Annotated in this window: 16 protein-coding genes; 6 read left to right on the forward strand and 10 right to left on the reverse strand. The window is 66.6% G+C overall.

All coding sequences use genetic code 11. The annotated features are described in order from the left end of the window. Positions 1-21: 21 nt before the first annotated feature. From ACXAJT_RS05980 to ACXAJT_RS06005, 6 genes are all read right to left on the reverse strand, one after another. The gene (locus ACXAJT_RS05980; RefSeq protein ID WP_475233804.1) at positions 22-963 is read right to left on the reverse strand and encodes an alpha/beta fold hydrolase; all 942 of its coding nucleotides are present in this window, start codon (positions 961-963) and stop codon (positions 22-24) included. After that, positions 960-1580 (reverse strand): HAD family hydrolase, encoded by a 621-nt coding sequence (locus ACXAJT_RS05985; RefSeq protein WP_475233806.1) that lies wholly within the window; start codon positions 1578-1580, stop codon positions 960-962. Before ACXAJT_RS05985 ends, ACXAJT_RS05980 begins: the two co-directional genes overlap by 4 nt. Before the next feature lie 3 nt (positions 1581-1583). Further along, entirely contained in the window at positions 1584-2033 is a 450-nt protein-coding gene (locus ACXAJT_RS05990; RefSeq protein ID WP_475233808.1) for a YaiI/YqxD family protein, read from the reverse strand. Further along, positions 2030-2860 carry an S-formylglutathione hydrolase gene (fghA, locus tag ACXAJT_RS05995; protein WP_475233810.1) on the reverse strand — a complete coding sequence of 277 codons (831 nt, stop codon included), beginning with the start codon at positions 2858-2860 and terminating at the stop codon, positions 2030-2032. The genes ACXAJT_RS05990 and fghA overlap by 4 nt, the downstream gene beginning before the upstream one ends. A gap of 87 nt (positions 2861-2947) precedes the next feature. Then, positions 2948-3874 (reverse strand): AEC family transporter, encoded by a 927-nt coding sequence (locus tag ACXAJT_RS06000; protein WP_475233812.1) that lies wholly within the window; start codon positions 3872-3874, stop codon positions 2948-2950. A 29-nt stretch (positions 3875-3903) separates the two neighbouring features. Further along, positions 3904-4083: a zinc-finger domain-containing protein gene (locus tag ACXAJT_RS06005; RefSeq protein WP_475233815.1), complete on the reverse strand. Its 180-nt coding sequence runs from the start codon at positions 4081-4083 to the stop codon at positions 3904-3906. A 72-nt stretch (positions 4084-4155) separates the two neighbouring features. Between ACXAJT_RS06005 and ACXAJT_RS06010 the strand changes: the two genes are divergently transcribed. Then, complete coding sequence (locus ACXAJT_RS06010; protein WP_475233817.1) at positions 4156-5082, forward strand: ABC transporter ATP-binding protein; 927 nt, start codon at positions 4156-4158, stop codon at positions 5080-5082. 185 nt (positions 5083-5267) lie between these two features. On the opposite strand, the gene ACXAJT_RS06015 is transcribed toward ACXAJT_RS06010, so the two are convergent. Together ACXAJT_RS06015 and ACXAJT_RS06020 are read right to left on the reverse strand one after the other, a co-directional pair. Further along, positions 5268-5636, reverse strand: coding sequence for a histidine triad nucleotide-binding protein (locus tag ACXAJT_RS06015; protein WP_475233819.1), 369 nt, complete (start codon positions 5634-5636; stop codon positions 5268-5270). 20 nt (positions 5637-5656) lie between these two features. Beyond that, complete coding sequence (locus tag ACXAJT_RS06020; protein WP_475233822.1) at positions 5657-7234, reverse strand: DUF5928 domain-containing protein; 1578 nt, start codon at positions 7232-7234, stop codon at positions 5657-5659. A 136-nt stretch (positions 7235-7370) separates the two neighbouring features. Here ACXAJT_RS06020 and ACXAJT_RS06025 point away from each other — a divergent pair, with 136 nt between their 5' ends. Further along, the gene (locus ACXAJT_RS06025; protein ID WP_475233823.1) at positions 7371-8189 is read left to right on the forward strand and encodes a sulfotransferase family protein; all 819 of its coding nucleotides are present in this window, start codon (positions 7371-7373) and stop codon (positions 8187-8189) included. Positions 8190-8308: 119 nt separating this feature from the next. On the opposite strand, the gene ACXAJT_RS06030 is transcribed toward ACXAJT_RS06025, so the two are convergent. Next, positions 8309-8899, reverse strand: coding sequence for a DUF1285 domain-containing protein (locus tag ACXAJT_RS06030; protein WP_475234168.1), 591 nt, complete (start codon positions 8897-8899; stop codon positions 8309-8311). Between the two features lie 70 nt (positions 8900-8969). Here ACXAJT_RS06030 and ACXAJT_RS06035 point away from each other — a divergent pair, with 70 nt between their 5' ends. Genes ACXAJT_RS06035 through ACXAJT_RS06050 form a run of 4 tightly spaced genes read left to right on the forward strand, consistent with a single transcriptional unit; the run spans position 8970 to position 15724 of the window. Then, complete coding sequence (locus tag ACXAJT_RS06035) at positions 8970-9971, forward strand: AAA family ATPase (RefSeq protein ID WP_475233824.1); 1002 nt, start codon at positions 8970-8972, stop codon at positions 9969-9971. Next, positions 9971-10846 (forward strand): DUF58 domain-containing protein, encoded by an 876-nt coding sequence (locus ACXAJT_RS06040; protein WP_475234170.1) that lies wholly within the window; start codon positions 9971-9973, stop codon positions 10844-10846. Before ACXAJT_RS06035 ends, ACXAJT_RS06040 begins: the two co-directional genes overlap by 1 nt. After that, positions 10843-13644, forward strand: a complete 2802-nt coding sequence (locus tag ACXAJT_RS06045; RefSeq protein WP_475233826.1) for a DUF4159 domain-containing protein — start codon at positions 10843-10845, stop codon at positions 13642-13644. The genes ACXAJT_RS06040 and ACXAJT_RS06045 overlap by 4 nt, the downstream gene beginning before the upstream one ends. Before the next feature lie 37 nt (positions 13645-13681). Next, complete coding sequence (locus ACXAJT_RS06050; protein WP_475233828.1) at positions 13682-15724, forward strand: glutamine amidotransferase; 2043 nt, start codon at positions 13682-13684, stop codon at positions 15722-15724. Here ACXAJT_RS06050 and ACXAJT_RS06055 read toward each other — a convergent pair whose 3' ends face one another. After that, on the reverse strand, positions 15725-16078 hold the full coding sequence (locus ACXAJT_RS06055) for a hypothetical protein (protein ID WP_475233829.1): 354 nt from the start codon (positions 16076-16078) through the stop codon (positions 15725-15727). Positions 16079-16139: the final 61 nt, after the last annotated feature.

Raw genomic sequence — 16139 nt, forward strand, 5'->3', positions numbered from 1 at the left:
GACCGGCCGGGCAGGTGGCGCTCAGGCTCGCTTGAGCGCCTCTTCATGGCCCGCGATCAGCTCGGCCAGTTGATACGCGTGCGTGTGCGGCAGCCCGTGCCACGCGTCGGGGATCACCTCCTGCTGCAGCCCCGGGTTCCACGATTCGAGCTGCTCGGCCGCCCCGGCCTGCACCATCCGGTCTTGCGCGCCCCACACTGCAAGCACTGGCAGCCCAAGCTGCGCGATCCGCAGATGCGCCGCCTCCTGCGGCTCCTGCAGGCAGCCGCGCAGGCTTGCCAGCACTGACCGCACGAAGCCCCGCCGGGTCAGCTCATCGAGGTGAATCTCATCGAACTCCGGCACCTCGCTGCGGCTGTCCGAACTTTCGATCACGTTCTGCCGGTGTGCCTTGGGAAACACCATGTGGAACAACCAACTGCCGCAGATCCGGTGCTGCAGGGTCCATTCAACCACCGGCGACAGGTCCGACTCGATCCCCGCAGGGGCAACCAGCACCAGCCGCGACACCCGCTCGGGGTGATCGGCGGCAAAGGCCGACGCGACCGTCGCGCCAAGCGAATAGCCCAGCAAGGTCATCGGCTCCGTCAGATCGAGCGCTGCCAGCAGGTCTTCTAGCTGCGCCGTCAGGGTGGCAGGCGTCTGCGCCCCTCGCGGACGGTCAGAAAACCCGCGCCCGTAGAGATCGTAGATCAGCACCCGCTTGCCCTGCCCGACCAGATGCCGCGCCAGCGCATGGAACACGGGCGATGGCGCTGTGAGACCGTGAATGCAGACCACCAGCGGGCCGGTCTCGGGCCCCATAAGCTGATAATGCGTGCGCCCGCGGCTCAGCTGGGCGAATTTGCCCGGTGCCTGCGAGCGGCGAAGATCTGTAAGCGGGCGGCGGCGAAGCTCACCGACGACCGGCAGGGCGGCGATGACGGGAATCGCCGCGGCGAGAACACCGAGAGTGTAGCTCATGCGGCATCGCGCTCCGGCAGCAGCCCATGGCCCACGAGGCAGGTCTCAAAGCCCGCTGGCCCACGGAACGGATGCACCTGCCAGCCACGCGCGGCGGCCGCGGCGATATTGTCGTCACGGTCATCGGTGAACAGCAGCCGCTCCGGCGCAACGCCTGTCTCGGCCTCCAGCCTTGCATAAATCTCGGCGGCAGGCTTGGTCACGCCCATATAGCCCGAGATGAAGCGCTGATCGAATTCCGACAGGAACGGGTAGACCGTCTGCGCCAGTTCGAAGGTGCCAATCCCGAAATTGCTGAGCGCAAACACGGGAACACCACGGGCGCGCAGCGCGCGCAGGAGCGCGACCGAGCGCGGAATCTCCGGGCGCGCCAATTCGATCCAGTGATCGTGCCAATGGCGGATCTGCTCGCGCCACTTCGGATGCCGCTCGGCAAGGGCATAGACTTCGTCGTGAAAGTCTTTCCCTTGGTCGACGCGGTCGTTCATCTCATGAAGATCAACCTCAGAAAACATCGCGCGGCGCGCGCTTTCTCCCATGAGGCGATCAAAGTATCGCTCTGGCTGCCATTCGATCAGCACATTGCCGATGTCGAAGACGACGGCTTGGATAGTCATTTCCTAGTCCCCTGCAGCGCGTACCTCGCGCTCTAGAGCATTTAGGAAACGGCTTCGGTCGCTCTTTGTAAAGCTGCGACCTTTCCCGCCAGAGTAGAATGGATCCGAAGCGCGGATATCTTGCATCAGGTCGCGCATCGCCAGCTGCGCGCCGATGTTGCCGGGGGTGAAGATCTCGCCGTCCGGGCGCAGCACCCGCGCCCCGCCCTCGATGCAGCGCGCCGCCAGCGGGATGTCGTTGGTCACCACCACATCGCCCTTGCCGGCGCGTTCGGCGATCCACATGTCGGCCTCGTCCGGCCCGGCGGAAACGGTGACCATCTGCACCAGCGGGTTGCGCGAAGGACGCAACCCGCCGTTGGACACCAGCACCATGGGCAGGCGGTGGCGGGTCGCCACGCGCTCGGCCTCCTCCTTCACAGGACAGGCGTCGGCGTCGATGTATAGCGTCACCCCAGCAGCGCCTCGGCGTGGAAGGCGACATGCTCTTCCATGAAGGACGACACGAAGAAGTAGCTGTGGTCGTAGCCCTTCTGAATGCGGAAGCTGCCGTCCTGCCGCTTCGCCGCCATCGCCTCAGCCAGCGCCTCGGGCTTCAGCAGGTGCAAGAACTGGTCGTCGCCGCCCTGATCGATCAGCACCGGGCCATCGAAGCCGCTCTCGCGCATCAGCAGCGTCGCGTCATGCTTAGCCCATGTGCTCTCGTCGCTGCCGAGATAAGCGCCAAGCTGCTTGCGGCCCCAGTCGCTCTGCGTCGGGTTGGCGATCGGCGCGAAAGCCGAAACCGAGCGGAAGCGTCCGGGCAGGTTCATGGCCAGCGTCAGCGCGCCGTGACCGCCCATCGAGTGGCCGGTGATGCCCTGCCGGTCCATGTCCAGCGCGAACTCTTTGCCGATCAGTGCAGGCAGTTCCTCGGCAACGTAGTCCCACATGCGGAAATGCGGGGCCCAGGGCTCTTCGGTGGCGTTGACGTAAAAGCCCGCGCCCTGCCCCAGATCGTAATCCTCGTCATTGGCCACGCCGGCGCCGCGCGGCGAGGTGTCGGGGAAAACCAGCGCGATCCCCGCCTCGGCAGCCCAGGCCTGTGCCCCGGCCTTGGTCATCGCGTTTTCATGGGTGCAGGTGAGGCCCGAAAGGTACCACAGCACCGGCACCTCCATGTCCTTCGCAAGTTCGGGCACGAACAGCCCGAAGGTCATGTCACAGCCGCAGGCCTCGGAGGCGTGGCTGTAGACGCCCTGCGTGCCGCCGAAGCAACGGTTTTCAGATTTGGTTTCCATGGCGATACTCCTGTTTGGGGCAAGGGCTACCGCGCTAGGCTGCGCCAGCGCAAGGCCGACGAACGTGGTGCGCTCAGCGAAGGCGGCTCAGGGATGCACCCACGCAATCACCGCGCTGACGGTCAGGATGCTGGCGGCGGTGGAGATCAGGATCGCCGCCGAGACCCGCTGCGGCGCGATGCCATAGTGCTGCGCGAGGATAAAGACATTGCCCGCCACCGGCAGCGCCGCCGCCGAGACCATCACCGCCGCCTGATAAGACGTGACCGGAAACACGAAAAAGGCGGCCAGCGCCACGAACCCCGGATGCAGCACCAGCTTGCAAAAGCTGAGCCAGCCCGCCACCGCCAACCGCTCGGCGCTCTTGGTCGCGAGCGATGCGCCGATGGCGAAAAGCGCGCCCGGCGTGGCGGCGTTACCCAGCGTGGTCAGAAACGAGTCCACCGGCGCGGGCATCGGCAGCCCGCTGGCCGAGACCGCCAGCCCCGCGACGATCGACACGATCATCGGGTTGTTGACCAGCCCGCGCGCCACCGTGCCCAGCAGCGCCGGGGAAAAGCCGCCGCCGCGCGCGCCCGACACGAGGATCACCAGCAGCGAGGAAAACACGATCAGGTCGACCGAGAGCATCAGGATGATCGGACCCACCGCCTCTTGGCCCAGCAGCACCGCCAGCATCGGCACACCCAGAAAGCCGGTGTTGCCGATCGCCGCCGATTGCGCCTCGATCGCGGTGGTCTGCACGTCCTGACGCCGCACGAACCCCGCCACCGTCGCCACGCTGTAAACCGCCGCCGTGCCCAGCAGATAGGCCGACGCGACGTTGGGATCGAAGATCTCGGAAAACGACAGCGTCGCGGAAAAGCGGAACAGCATCGCCGAGAGCGCGAAATAAAAGACGAAACGGGTGATCGCGGCTACCGACTCCTCGGAAAAGAACCGCACCCGCGCGGCCCCGTAGCCGAGGCCGATCAAAGCGAAGAACGGAAGTACCTTGAGAAGGACGGCAATCATGAAGGAACGTCAGGCAGCGCGGCGCGTGCTCAGACCTTGCCCTCGAAATCCTTGTGCACGAACTTTGCATCGCAGTAGGGACATTCGACGAAACCGGTGTCCTGCGGGATGGAAAGCCAGACGCGCGGGTGGCCAAGCGCCCCCTCGCCGCCATCACAGGCGATGCGGTAGCTGTCGACGAGCTTTGTCTCGGGCGCCTCGGTGGTCATGCTCCGGTTCCCTTTTCACTGGCTTTGCACTACTTGCGTTATGAGACAACTCTGGCACAGGAGCAAGCGCGCATGAGCGATGACGCGATCCGCATCGAAGGGCTGACCAAGACCTACGCCGGGGGCAAGCAGGCCCTGAAGGGCGTCGATCTGACCGTGCCGCAAGGCTCGATCTTCGGTCTGCTCGGCCCCAATGGCGCCGGCAAGTCGACGATGATCAACATTCTCGCCGGGCTGGTGACCAAAAGCGCCGGCAAGGTGTCGATCTGGGGCTGGGACCAAGACCGCAACCCGCGCCAGTCGCGCGCTTCGATCGGGGTGATGCCGCAGGAACTGAACCTCGACCCGTTCTTCACCCCGCGCGCCGCGCTGGAGGTGCAGGCCGGGCTCTACGGTGTGCCGAAAGCCGATCGCACCACCGACGAGATCCTCGAGATGGTCGGTCTGGAAGACAAGGCCGAAGCCTACGCCCGCACGCTGTCGGGCGGCATGCGCCGCCGCCTGCTGCTGGGCAAGGCGCTGGTGCATCATCCGCATATCCTCGTGCTCGACGAACCCACCGCCGGGGTCGACATCGAACTGCGGCAGATGCTCTGGCGCAACGTGCGGCGGCTCAACCGCGAGCGCGGCATGACCATCATCCTCACCACCCACTACCTCGAGGAAGCCGAGGAGATGTGCGACGAGATCGCCATCATCAACCACGGCGAGCTGGCGGCGCGCGACACCACCGCCAACCTGCTGGGCAACATCGACGCCAAGACCATGGTGATCACCCCCGAAACGATGCCCGAGACCCTGCCCGAAGCGCCCGGCATCACCGCCGAGCGGCGCGAGGGCGGGCTGATCGCGCTCAGCTACCGGGCGCGCGAGACCTCGGCCGAGGACGTGCTGGGGCTGGTGCGCGCGCATGGCATCTCGCTCAGCGACGTGCGGACCGAGCAGGCCGATCTGGAAGATGTCTTCCTTGACCTGACCCGCAGCCGCCCCGCCGCCTGACGGGCCTGCCGCGGGCGTATTTTGGGAACAATGAAAGGGCGGCGCCGGAACACCGGCGCCGCCTTTTCTTTTTGCGTAGGGCTGCTTTTTGGTGGCGGCAAGCGCGCGCCGCCCCTGCTTCTTCTCTTTGGCAAATACGCCCGCCGGAGGCGGTCCGACGCGGGCGGCAGGCGCAGCGCCGGGGGTCAGCCCTTCTCGAGCATCCGTCCCAGCGGTCGCCCGGCGAGGATGTGCACATGCAGATGCGGCACTTCCTGAACCCCGTCGACGCCCGCGTTCGAGATCATCCGGAAGCCGTCGGCGGCGACGCCCTCCATCTCGCAGACCTTGCCGATGGCGCGGGTATAGTCGACGATCTCGGCCTCCGAGGCGTTCTGCGCGAAATCGTCGTAGCAGACGTAAGCGCCCTTGGGGATCACCAGCACATGCGTCGGCGCCTGCGGGCGGATGTCGCGGAAGGCGAGGCTGTGCTCGGTTTCCAGCACGGTGTCATTGGGGATCTCGCCGCGCAGGATCTTGGCGAAGATGTTCTGGTCGTCGTAGCTGTAAGCCATGGGGGTCCTCTGATTTCTGCTCAGTCGCAAAAGAGTTTGTCGTCGGCGGCGATCGCCCGCGCGGTGTCCGGGGCGACCGACAGGAATTGCGCCAGCGCCCGCACCTGCGCCTCGCGCGGGTCGCGCTCACGCAGGTGGATGTGGCCCGGCAGGTTGGCATCGCGCAACTGATCGCTCTCGTGCTCGATGTCGTTGCGGATGGTCGGAATCAGCCGCGCCATGGCGGCCTCGGAAGTGCGCTCTCCGGCAAGGCCCATGCGCGTGGCATGCCCGGCAAGGAAGCCGTCGGAGAACTCGCAGTCGATCTGCAGCAGGCGCGTCACCGCGCGGTCACGGCAGAAATCCTCGATCAGATCGAGACTGCCGGGATCGATACAGATCACCAGCCGCGCGTCGCCGAAATAGTCATAGAGCATGCGCATCAGCGCCCGGCGATGCCGGTGGCGTTTGTCCATGGTCGACTGCACCCCGCCCAGATCGGGCAGCGGGCAGCTTTCTTCGTCGAACAGGTAATCGACGCAGGGCAGCGTGGTCTTGTCGCGGATGTGGCCGATCAGCCGTTTCGCCACGTGCCATTTCTTGCTGACCACGATCAGCAGTTCGCGCTCACGCCCCAGCGAGCTCTCGGTTTCCCAAAAGCGCGGCGCGAAGCGGCGCCCGATGCGCCCCTTTTTGGTGAGAAAGCTGTAGAGCGAGCGCCCCTCATTCGAGATCCGGAACTGCACGCCCTCCGAGGCGTAGAGCACCCCCAGCCGTCGGCGCAGGTCCTGCGCGCCGGGGCTGATCTTGCGGGCAAAGAGGAAATCCTGCGCCAGCAAGAGATCGTAGTGATCGTTGTAGAAGGTGACCGGCATGCCGTAGTCCGAAAACATCAGGAAGGTCAGCGTGCGGCTGTCGATCTCCGCCTCGGGCACCAGATGCCGCACCAGCGTCTGAAAGAAGGTCTCGTCGGGGATCCACGTGCCGCGGAAGAAGCGCACCACGTCGGGCCGGGCGGCGACGAAGCTCAGGATCGCTTCGACGGTGCGCCGCCGCAGGCACCACCATTGCGAGCCGATCATCACCTCCAGATCGGCCGGGATGCGCCGCGTCAGGCCGAGCCGCCGCTGCGCCTCGAACATCGCATAGAAGCGCCGCTTCTGGGTGCGCTCGTTGAACAGATGGCGGTAGATCAGCCGCTCTTCCTTCCAGCCGGTCTTGATCCAGTCCGATCGGAAGAAATCGAAACTTTCGATGTAATCGGCCTCGCGCGCATCAAGAAAATCATGCGCGTATTGCGCCGACTTGATCGCCATGCAGTCGCCCGACAGCATGTAGAAATGCGTCGCCCGTGGAAAGGCATCGACCGCTGCGGTCAGGGCGGCCAATGTGGCCTGCACCAGCGACCATTGCCCCCATCCGCATTTCACCCGCCGCCGTGCGAAGGTCACATTGGGGGCGTCGGCAAGCGCGGCGCGAATTTTCTGATAGTCGGCGAGGGGCGCGCGCGCATCGAAGTGGATCGCCATGCAATCGCCCGCAGCGGTCAGGCTCTGCGCCTGCCGGATGATCGCGTCCGGATCCTTGTGGCACAGCAGTATGAAGGCAATCTTCGCCAAAGGATGAGGTCCGCCCAATTTTCGCCCGCATCTTCGCCTTTACCGCTGCGAAGACGTTGTACAGGCCAGTGTCTTTTGCTTTTTTGCATGCCCATGGAGCCTGCGACAAGCGGGGCCGATGCAAGGAGTTGAGAGTATGGGGTTTCCGGGTACCTGGATGACCGAGAGCGAAAGCATGATCTACCGGGTCGTGCCGAAATGCGCCTGCTCCACCATCGGCCAGATCATGTACTACTCGGACCATGGGGAGTTCTTCGACGGCGACATCCATGACGCCGAGCGCGGCCTGCACAAGTGGAACCGCGACGAGAGCCAGAACCCGATCAAGGCCAACGTGAAGACCCGCAGCGCGCCCGCCTTCACCTGCGTGCGCAACCCCTACACGCGCATTCTGTCGAGCTTCTTCGACAAGATCTGCGGCATCCAGCGCAACGGCAACCGCTACCGCGGCAATATGGTCCCGATGCTGGTGCAGAAATACGGCATCGAGGTCGGCGGCGAGGACGGCAAGCAAGACTTCGACCAGATCCGCTCGTTCCGGCGGTTCCTGCTTTTTGCCCGCGACAGCATCCGCTGGCGCCGCCCGATGGACCCCGACATTCACTGGTCTTCGGTATCGGGCCATGTCTCGACCTTCATCGCGGGTGGCGGGCGCTACGACCAGATAGTCTGGACCGAGAAATTCGACGAAGGCATGCAGGGCGTGCTTGATCGCGTGCAGACCCGTCACACCGTCGACCTTTCGGCGATCCCGCGTTTCAACGAATCCGAAAGCCACGGGCCGAAGCGCGCGCATCCGGTCGAAGACTACTTCGACGATCTGTCGATGCATCTGGTCTATGAGATCTACAAGCGCGACTTCGATCTTTTCCGCTACGATTTCGAGAACCCGGCGAACAAGATGCCGATCGGCGAGATCGACCTCGACGAGGTGCACGCCAAGCTCGGCGACTGAGTCTCAGGCCGGGCCCGGCGCGATCGCGCGGCATGGATGTCTCGCCTCCGCCGACCTCGGTCATAGTCGCGCCAGACATCCCGAAGACAGCACAGGGGGGCGGGCCGAGTGCCCGATCCTCAGACGTCCAACTCCTCCGAGGGAATCATCGGAAAGAACTCACCGGACGACCACAGTCCGAACCAACTCGCGCCCTCATGCTCATGGTGCGCGCCCAATTCGACCAGCCGGTAGAAACTCTTGCGGTCGATCAGCGCCTCTAGATTGGCACGGATGTGAATGTAGGGCGACGGCTCGCCGCTGGCGGGGTCGCGCACCACGCAGATCGGATGCTCTGGCCCGGCGACGGCAAAATCGCCCACATGGGTCTGGAAGGTCAGCACCTGCGCGGTTCCTTCGCCTTCGGCCTCGAAGTCGATGGCCACGAACGGCGCATCCTCCACCGTGATCCCGACCCTCTCGACCGGCGTCACGAGGAAGTATTTGTCGCCGTCTTTCCTCAAGATCGACGAAAAAAGCTTCACCAACTCGAAGCGCCCAATCGGCGTACCGAGGTAGAACCACGTGCCATCGCGGGCAATTCTCATGTCGAGATCGCCACAAAAAGGCGGGTTCCATTGCTCCACCGGCGGCGCTCCGCGGCCCGAAGCGGCGCGTGCTGCAGCAGCTATGCCCTCAGCAGAGGGAGTCACGTAATTTTGTGTGCGCATTACTTTTGCCATTTTCCACCCCCGCGATACACTCGCTTCGGTAAAGGATTTACGCAAGGGAGTCTCCCCCATGTCCGAAGACCTGGTTGCCGAGATCGAGGCGCTGGAAGAAAAGCTCGCCGAAGCCAAAGCGGCGATCACCCGGCGTTTCATCGGTCAGGAGCGGGTCGTCGACCTGACCCTTGCCGCACTGCTCTGCGGCGGTCACGCCCTGCTCATCGGCTTGCCCGGCCTTGGCAAAACCCGGCTGGTGGAAACCCTGTCGACGGTGATGGGCCTCAATGGCAACCGCGTGCAGTTCACCCCCGACCTGATGCCCGCCGATATTCTTGGCTCGGAGGTTCTGGAAACCACAGCCGACGGCTCGCGCGCCTTCAAGTTCCTGCCCGGCCCGATCTTCTGCCAGCTGCTGATGGCCGACGAGATCAACCGCGCCTCGCCGCGCACCCAGTCAGCGCTGCTGCAGGCGATGCAGGAAAAATCGGTGACCATCGGCGGCGAGACCCGCACGCTGGACCTGCCGTTCCACGTGCTCGCGACGCAGAACCCGATCGAGCAGGAGGGCACCTACCCGCTGCCCGAAGCGCAGCTTGACCGCTTCCTCGTGCAGATCGACGTCGCCTATCCCGACCGCAAGACCGAGAAAGACATCCTTCTGGCCACCACCGGCACCGAAGAGGCGCAGGCGCATCAGGTGTTCGACCCTGCCACGCTGATCGCCGCACAGCATCTGCTGCGCCGCATGCCGGTGGGCGACTCGGTGGTCGAGATGATCCTCGATCTGGTGCGCGCCTTCCGCCCGGCCGATCCCTCCGCCTCGACACGCGTGAAAGACACCGTGGCATGGGGCCCCGGCCCGCGCGCCGCACAGGCGTTGATGCTGACCGTCCGCGCCCGCGCGCTGCTGCAGGGCCGCCTCGCGCCCTCCCCCGCCGATGTGATCGACATGGCCCGCCCGGTGCTGGTGCACCGCATGGCGCTGACCTTCTCGGCCCGCGCCCGCGGCGAGGATCTGGGCACCATCATCGACGAGGTCTGCGCCACGCTCACGCCCTCTGAGGCTGCGGCTTGATCAGCCCCATCGCCCAGCTCCGGCAGAGCGCACAGGAAGAAGCCACCCGTTTCCCGGCCCTTCTCGCCCGGGCCGAGCATCTGGCGGGCACCGTCCTGCTGGGCGAACACGGCCGCCGCCGCTCGGGGCTGGGCGACGATTTCTGGCAATACCGCCCGCTGCGCCCCGGCGACACCTACCGCAGCATCGACTGGCGCCGCTCGGGTCGCGGCGACGAGCAATTCGTGCGCGAACGCGAATGGCAGATCGCGCAGAGCGTGCAGCTCTGGGTCGATAGCGGCGCCTCGATGCGATTCTCGTCGGACAAGGACCTGCCCGCCAAGGGCGACCGCGCCCGTTTGGTGGCGCTGTCCACGGCGATCTTGCTGATCCGCGGCGGCGAGCGGGTGGGCTTCACCGGCTGGTCCCTGCCGCCGCGCAACGGCGACGTGCAGATCCTCAGGCTCGCCGAGGCGATGAGCGAAGAGGGGGAGGACGACTATTCCGAACCGGAGGCGCGCGGCATGATCCCGCACGCCCGCGCGATGTTCGTCTCGGACTTCATGGGCGATCTTGCCCCGGTCGAGGCGGCATTGACCAAGGCCGCCGACCGCGGCGTGCGCGGTGTGCTTCTGCAGGTGCTCGATCCGTCGGAAGAGAGCTTCCCGTTCAAGGGGCGCACGATTTTCGAAAGCGTTGGCAAGACCTTGGCGCATGAGACGCTGAAGGCGGGCGACCTGCGCGCGCGCTATCTGGAACGGCTGGCGGAACGCAAAGCGCGGCTTGAACATCTTGCCCGCTTAACGGGTTGGCAGTTTTTATGCCATCATACCAGTGACAGCGCGCAGAACGCCCTGCTGTGGGTGTACCGCGCGATGGACGGAGGGCACGGATGACCGTTCTCGGCCCCCTGGGCTTCACGGCCCCTTGGTTGCTTCTTGGATTGCTGGCGCTGCCGGTGCTCTGGGTGATCCTGCGCGCGGTGCCGCCCGCACCGATCCGGCGGCTGTTTCCCGGGGTGGCGCTGCTGCTCGGGTTGCAAGACGACGATCAGGTCACCGACCGCACGCCGTGGTGGCTGCTGCTGCTGCGCATGCTGGCGGTGGCGGCGGTGATCATCGGCCTTGCCGGGCCGATCCTGAACCCCGAGGACGATGCGCAGACCGCCGGCAGCGGCCCGCTGCTGGTGGTGATGGATGCCAGTTGGTCGTCGGCGTCTGACTGGCGCGCCCGCGAGGCGGCGCTGGATGCGCTGCTGGCCCGCGCTGAACGCGACGCGCGGCGTGTCGCCGTGCTGCGCCTGACCGAACCCGACCCCCCGCAATTCCAAGAGGCCGCGGTGCTGCGCAGCCGTCTCGGCGGGCTGCAACCTGCAGCATGGGAGCCGGGCGAAAGCCAGACTGGCCGCGCCATGGCGCTGCTGCCCGACGGCGATTTCGACAGCTACTGGATGTCCGACGGGCTCGCCCGCGACAGCCGCGAGCCGCTGCTCAATGCGCTGATGGACCACGGGCAGGTCACCGTCTTCGAAAGCCCGCGAAACCTGACCGCGCTGCTGCCGCCCAGCTTTGCCGACGGCAATGTGCAGGTGACGGCACGCCGCCTGCACGCGGGCGCCGAGCGCGAGATCTCGATCGCCGCGCACGGGCTCGACCCGGCGGGCAACCCCGCGGTTCTGGTGCGCGCTCCGCTGACCTTCGAAGACGGCGCCACCGAGGGAACGCTCGACCTGTCGCTGCCCGCCGAACTGCGCGCCCGCATCACCCGCTTCGAGATCGACGGCGCGCGCAATGCCGGCGCTGTCAGCCTGCCGGACGACAGCCTGCGCCGCCGCGAGGTCGCGCTGATCGCCGGCAACGAGAACCGCGAGGGGCTGGAACTGCTCTCGCCGCTCTACTACCTGCACAAGGCGCTGGAGCAGGACGTCGATATCCTCGACGGCGCGCTGACCGAGGTCCTGCCCGCCAACCCCGATGTGATCGCGCTGGCCGATGTCGCCACGCTCGGCCCCGCCGAGACCGAGGGCGTCACCGAATGGCTGCAAGGGGGCGGCACATTGCTGCGCTTCGCCGGCCCGCGCCTCGCTGCATCGGATCTTTCGCGCGACCGCGAAGACCCGCTGATGCCCGTGCGCCTGCGCGCGGGCGGGCGGTCCGTTGGCGGCGCGATGAGTTGGGGCGAACCCAAGACGCTGGCCCCCTTCCCCGCCGGCAGCCCCTTCGAAGGGCTGCAGATCCCCGAGGATGTGACCGTCACCAGTCAGGTCATGGCGCAGCCCGATCCCACGCTGGCCGACCGGGTCATCGCGCAACTCAGCGATGGCACGCCGCTGGTCACCCGCAAGCGCGTCGGCTCTGGTCAGGTGGTGCTGTCCCATGTCACCGCCAACGCCGAATGGTCGACCCTGCCACTGTCGGGCCTCTTCGTGCAGATGCTTGAGCGGCTGGCGATCTCTGCCATGCCCGCCACGCCCGAGCCCGGCGATCTGGCCGGCACGGTCTGGCAGCCGCTGCGCGTGCTCGACGGCTTCGGCGCGGTCACCGACGCTGGCACCCTGCCCGGCGTCGCGGGCGAGGCGCTGCTCACAGATCCGCTCGGCCCGGAACTGCGCCCCGGCCTCTATCAGGGCGACGACCGCAGTCTCGCGCGCAATGTCGTCACCGCAGACACCGCCTTGCAGCCGGCCACATGGCCCGACACGGTGCCGGTTGAAGGGCTGAGCCGACCGCAGGAGACCCCGCTTGCAGGCTGGCTTCTGGCGCTGGCCATTGCGCTGCTGCTGGCCGATGTGATCGCGTCGCTAGCCCTCTCGGGTCGTCTGCGCGGTGCCCGGCCCACCGGCACGGCAGCCGCGGTGCTTCTGGCGCTTGCGGCCGGCTCCTTCACCGCACCGGGCCCGGCTCAGGCGCAGGAAAACACGCGCAGCAGCCCCGTGTCCGATGCCTTTGCCGAGGCCGCCACCGGCGAGCTGACGCTGGCGCATGTGGTCACCGGCGATGCGCAGGTGGACGAACTGGCGCAGGCCGGTCTGAGCGGCCTGTCTGATACGCTCTACTTCCGCACCTCGGTCGAGCCCTCCGATCCGATGGCCGTCGATCTGGAAACCGACGAACTGGCGTTCTTCCCGCTGCTCTACTGGCCGATCGTGCCCTCGCAGCCGACGCCGTCGCCCGCCGCCTATGCCAAGCTCAACGAATACCTTCGCTCGGGTGGGATGATCCTCTTTGACACGCGCGATGCCGATGTGGCCAGCTTCGGCGCCGCCTCTCCCGAGGGGCGCAAGCTGCGCGAACTGGCCGGACCGCTAGACATCCCGCCGCTGGAGCCGGTGCCGCAGGACCACGTTCTAACGCGCACTTTCTACCTGCTGCAGGACTTCCCCGGTCGCTACACCAGCCGTGACGTCTGGGTCGAGGCGGCGCCGCCCGATGCCGAACTGATCGAGGGGATGCCCTTCCGCAACCTCAACGACAACGTCACCCCGGTGGTGATCGGCGGCAATGACTGGTCCGCGGCATGGGCGGTGGACGACAGAGGCAACCCGTTGGTGCGCATCGGCTCGGGCTTTGCCGGCGAGCGGCAGCGCGAGATTGCCTACCGCTTTGGCGTCAACCTCGTGATGCACGTGCTGACCGGCAACTACAAATCCGATCAGGTGCACGTCCCGGCGCTGCTCGACAGGCTGGGCCAATGACGGCGGCCCCGACCAAGACAATGAACAGGCAGGCTTTATGACCGGCGAAATCGTCTTCGACCCGCTGCTGCCCTGGCCGCTGATCGCCGGCTTGGGCGTTCTGGCGCTGGCCTCGGTGCTGTTGGCGCTCTGGCGCGGCATGCCCGGCTGGGCGCTGCGTCTCTGCGCCGGTCTGGTGCTGGTGGCCGCGCTGACCCAGCCGTCGTTTCAGGAGGAGGACCGCGCACCGCTTTCGGACATCGTGCTGATGCTCGAGGACCAGAGCGCCTCGCAACGCCTCGGTGACCGGCTCGAAACCACCTCCGAGGCCGCCGATGTGATGGAAGCGCGGCTCACCGCCCGCCCCAACACCGAGGTGCGCCGCATCACCGTGCCCGATGGCGATGGCGACAGCGGCACCCTACTGATGACCGCCTTGTCCGAAGCGCTGGCCGAGGAACCGCGCGGCCGCATCGCCGGGATCTTCCTGCTGTCGGACGGGCGGCTGCACGATCTTGAACGCGCCCCGTCGCTGCCCGCGCCTCTGCACCTGCTGCTGACCGGGCGCGAGACCGACTGGGACCGCCGTCTGATCGTCAAGAACGCGCCGGCCTTCGCCATTCTCGGCGAGCCGGTCACCCTGACGCTGCGCGTCGAGGATGACGGCGCCGCGCCGCAGGAATCCGAGACCGATTTGGAGATCTCTGTCGATGGCGGCGAGCCGGAGACTTTCCGCGTGCCACTTGGTCAGGACATCGAATTGCCGGTCACCCTGCCGCACGGCGGGCTCAACGTGATCCAGTTCACCGTGCCCGAGGCCGAGGGCGAACTGACCGACCGCAACAACACCGCGCTGGTGCAGATCAACGGCGTGCGCGACCGGCTGCGCGTGCTGCTGGTTTCGGGCGAGCCCCATTCCGGCAGCCGCACGTGGCGGAACCTTCTGAAATCGGACAGTTCCGTTGATCTGGTGCACTTCACCATCCTGCGCCCCCCGGAAAAGCAGGACGGCGTGCCGGTGACCGAACTTTCGCTCATCGCCTTCCCCACGCGCGAGCTTTTCCTCGAGAAGATCGAGGATTTCGACCTGATCATCTTCGACCGCTACAAGCGGCGCGGCATCCTGCCCGCCATCTATCTCGACAATGTGCGCAACTATGTCGAGCAGGGCGGCGCGGTGCTGGTTGCCGCCGGCCCGGATTTCGCCAGCGCCGATTCCATCTACCGCTCTCCCCTTTCCGAAATTCTGCCCGCCGAACCCACCGCCCGCGTCATCGACGAAGGCTATCGCCCGCAGGTCACAGACCTTGGCGAGCGTCATCCGGTGACCGCCGGTCTGACCGGCGCCGATAGTTGGGGCCGCTGGATGCGGCAGATCGAAGTCGAACCGAACGACAGCGCCGAAGTGCTGATGTCCGGCGCTGAGGAACGCCCGCTTCTGGTGCTCGACCGGGTCGGCGAGGGGCGCGTGGCGCTCATCGCCTCGGATCAGGCGTGGCTCTGGTCACGAGGGTTCGAGGGTGGCGGCCCGCAACTCGACCTGCTGCGCCGCTTGGCGCATTGGATGATGAAAGAGCCCGAACTTGAGGAAGAGGCGCTCTGGGCCGAGGCCACCGGCCAGTCGATGCGCATTATCCGCCGCACGCTGGAAGAGGGTGTCGGTGCGGTGACGGTCACGCGGCCCGATGGCACCGAAGAAGAGGTGCCTCTCGAAGAGGTGTCGCCCGGGCGCTTCGAGGCGATCTATCAGGGCCCCGAGATCGGCCTTTACCGCCTGAGCGAAGGTGATCAGGAGGCGGTGATCGGCCTTGGCCCCGCCGCCCCGCGCGAGTTTGAGCAGACCATCGCCAGCGGCGCGGCGCTGGAGCCGGTGGTGTCGTCGCTGCGCGGTGGCGAGGCGCGGATCGAAGACGGCTTTCCCAGCATCCGCACGGTCAGCGCCGGACGCCCCGCCGCCGGTCGCGGCTGGCTCGGCATCACCCCGCGCGAGGCCTTTGAGACCATGGACATCACCCGCATCCCGCTGCTGCCCGCTTGGCTGACGCTGCTGCTGGCCGCGGGCTTCATCGTCGGGGCATGGCTGCGCGAAGGCCGGCGCTGATCACCGCAGATCAAGCGCAAGGCGGGTTTCGCCCCAGCCGTCGATCAGACAGCGCGCGCGGATAAACACGCGCCCTGTCCCCGCGGGGACAGCGACGCCGGAGAGGCTGCGGGTGAAAGGCTGCTCGGCCTCATGCGGGTGCGCCAGAACACGGGTGCCCAGCACGGTGCCGTCTTCGGTCTCGACCCGCCAGCCATCCGCATAGTGCTCCCACCCGGTGTCGGGATGGGCCAGCGTCACCGACACGCGCCAGCCCTCTCCGACGCGCTCTGCCTCGGCCGACAGCACTTCTGGCTCGGCGGCGGCAAGTGGCAACGCGGCAAGACAAAGCAGCAAGGCAAGCATGGGTTTCATGCTCGGCAGTATGGCACAGATGCCAGCGAAGAGATGTGCAAAAGCCTGCGAAGGCTCGTGC

This window comes from Salipiger sp. ABF4_146 (assembly GCF_056161345.1).